The sequence below is a fragment of the Paracoccus sp. UBA5162 genome (assembly GCF_002413585.1).
Lineage (GTDB): Bacteria > Pseudomonadota > Alphaproteobacteria > Rhodobacterales > Rhodobacteraceae > Paracoccus.
Genome location: NZ_DHXG01000078.1, coordinates 21,608 through 24,553 on the forward strand (window position 1 = coordinate 21,608; position 2,946 = coordinate 24,553).

Consider the following 2,946-nt stretch of genomic DNA (forward strand, 5'->3'; position numbering starts at 1 on the left):
CTGGCCGAAAAGGCCGGTGTCACCATTCCCGACAGCCCGACCTGGGCCGATATCAAGACCGCCGCCGAAAAGATGACCGACAAGGCCAATGAAACCTACGGCATCTGCCTGCGCGGCAAGCCCGGCTGGGGCGAGAACATGGCCTTCCTGACCGCAATGGCCAACAGCTATGGCGCGCGCTGGTTCGACATGGACTGGAAACCGCAATTCGACAGCGCGGAATGGAAGGCGGCATTGACCGATTATCTGGACCTGATGACCAATTACGGTCCGCCGGGTGCCTCGTCCAACGGCTTCAACGAGAACCTGTCGCTGTTCCAGCAGGGAAAATGCGGCATGTGGATCGACGCGACCGTCGCCGCCAGCTTCGTGACCGACCCGGAAAACTCTAAAGTGGCCGACAGCGTGGGCTTCGCGCAATTCCCCAACAAGGAAGGCGTGGACAATCACGGCAACTGGCTGTGGGCATGGAGCCTGGCGATCCCGGCCTCGTCGAAGCAACAGGATGCGGCGAAGCAGTTCATCGCCTGGGCAACATCGAAGGGCTATACCGAGTTGGTTGCCAGCAAGGATGGCTGGCGCGCCGCACCTCCGGGCACGCGGACCTCGCTTTATGAGAATCCCGAATACCAGAAAGAGGCGCCTTTCGCCGCGATGACGCTGAAATCCATCGATTCGGCGAATACGCAGAAATCCTCGGTTCAGGATATTCCCTATACGGGGGGGCAATTTGTCGCGATCCCGGAATTCCAGGGGATCGGCACGGCGGTGGGCCAGCAATTCTCGGCCGCACTGGCCGGGCAGATGTCGGCCGAGGACGCCCTGGCCGCTGCGCAGTCCAATACCACCCGCGAGATGACGCGGTCGGGCTACATCAAGTAGGCTTTGAAATAGCGCCGTCCGGCCCGTCCGGGCGGCGCGACAAGGAATGGGGGGAAGGCGCGGGCCGCGTGGCCCCGCCGCCCGAGGAGGAGCAAGATCATGGCAACACGCCAGACCGCCAGCCTCGCGCGGCTGATGCGCGCACCAGCGATCATCCTTTTGCTGATCTGGATGGTAATCCCGCTGGGAATGACGCTTTACTATTCGTTCCTGAACTACAACCTGCTCAATCCCAGTGTCACAAGCTGGGCGGGCTGGTTCAACTATCAATATTTCTACACCGATCCGGCCTTCCTTGAATCGATCTGGAACACGATCGTGCTGGTCCTGGGCGTCCTGCTGATCACCGTCTGCGGCGGCATCGGCATCGCCATGCTGATCGACAAGCCGATCTTCGGACAGGGTATCGTGCGGATCCTGGTGATCAGCCCTTTCTTCGTCATGCCGCCGGTCGCGGCCCTGATCTGGAAAAACATGATCATGCATCCCAGCTACGGGGTGTTCGCCGACATCGCCAAGTTCTTTGGCGCAAGCCCGGTGGACTGGTTCGCGCAATTTCCTTTGCTGTCGATCATCATCATCGTCGCCTGGCAATGGCTGCCCTTCGCAACGCTGATCCTGCTGACCGCGCTGCAATCGCTGGATGGCGAGCAGATGGAGGCCGCGGAAATGGACGGAGCGCCCGCAATCAGCCGCTTCATCCATCTGGTGCTGCCGCATATGGCCCGCGCAATCACCGTGGTCATCCTGATCCAGACCATCTTCCTGCTGGGGATCTACGCGGAAATCCTGGTGACCACCAATGGCGGACCGGGTTTCGCCTCGACCAACCTGACCTTCCTGATCTACCGCGCCGCCCGGCTGAACTTCGACATCGGCGGCGCCGCGGCGGGCGGGATCATCGCCGTCATCCTGGCCAATATCGTCGCCATCTTCCTGATGCGCGCCGTCGGCCGGAACCTGGACTGAGGGGACATCATGGCACGCGCGGTTTCCAGAAACGCGAAGATCGGTTGGACCATCGCCGCCTGGTCGGTGGCGCTGATCATCTTCTTTCCGATCCTCTACACGATCATCACCAGCCTGAAGACCGAGCAGGAGGCGATTTCCGGCTTCAACCTGATCCCCTCCTTCAGCCTGTCCAGTTACGAGGCGGTGCAGAGCCAGAACAACTACTGGCGGCCGTTTTCCAACTCGGTCGTGATCGCGGTCGGCTCGACGCTGCTGGCGCTGATCGTGGCGATTCCGGCGGCCTGGGCAATGGCCTTCTCGCCCACCAAGCGCACCAAGGACATCCTGATGTGGATGCTGTCCACCAAGATGATGCCGGCCGTCGCGGTGCTGGTGCCGATCTATCTGATCTTCCTGCGCACCGGGCTGATGGACACCCGGACCGGGCTGGTCATCGTGCTGATGCTGATGAACCTGCCGATCGTGGTCTGGATGCTCTATACCTACTTCCGCGAGATTCCGGGCGAGATCCTGGAAGCCGCGCGGATGGACGGCGCCAGCCTGCGGGACGAGATCCTGTATGTGCTGACGCCGATGGCGGTGCCGGGCATCGCCTCGACCCTGCTTTTGAACATCATCCTGGCCTGGAACGAGGCGTTCTGGACGATCCAGCTGACCACCACCAATGCCGCGCCGCTCTCGGCCTTCATTGCCTCGTTCTCCAGCCCGCAGGGGCTGTTCTGGGCGAAACTTTCGGCGGCATCGACCATGGCGATCGCCCCGATCCTGATCCTGGGCTGGTTCAGCCAGAAACAACTTGTCCGCGGCCTGACCTTCGGCGCGGTGAAATAGGAGACCACGATGGGACAGATCACCCTGGAAGAGGTGGCCAAGCGGTTCGGCGAGGTCGAGGTTATCCCGCCGCTGGACCTGACCATCGAGGACGGCGAATTCGTGGTCTTCGTGGGGCCCTCGGGCTGCGGCAAGTCCACCCTGCTGCGCCTGATCGCGGGGCTGGAAGATGTCAGCGGCGGGCGCATCCTGATCGACGGCACCGATGCCACGGATGCCTCGCCGGCGAAACGCGGGCTGGCGATGGTGTTCCAGTCCTAT

At 62.1% G+C, this 2,946-nt stretch carries 4 protein-coding genes; all 4 read left to right on the forward strand.

From position 1 onward, the window contains the following. On the forward strand, positions 1-882 hold an 882-nt coding region (locus B4A72_RS12840; protein WP_292978759.1), incomplete at its 5' end, for an extracellular solute-binding protein. A 99-nt stretch (positions 883-981) separates the two neighbouring features. After that, complete coding sequence (locus B4A72_RS12845; RefSeq protein WP_292952371.1) at positions 982-1,851, forward strand: carbohydrate ABC transporter permease; 870 nt, start codon at positions 982-984, stop codon at positions 1,849-1,851. Between the two features lie 9 nt (positions 1,852-1,860). Next, positions 1,861-2,685 (forward strand): carbohydrate ABC transporter permease, encoded by an 825-nt coding sequence (locus tag B4A72_RS12850; protein ID WP_292952368.1) that lies wholly within the window; start codon positions 1,861-1,863, stop codon positions 2,683-2,685. Between the two features lie 9 nt (positions 2,686-2,694). Beyond that, on the forward strand, positions 2,695-2,946 hold a 252-nt coding region (locus tag B4A72_RS12855), incomplete at its 3' end, for an ATP-binding cassette domain-containing protein (protein WP_292978761.1).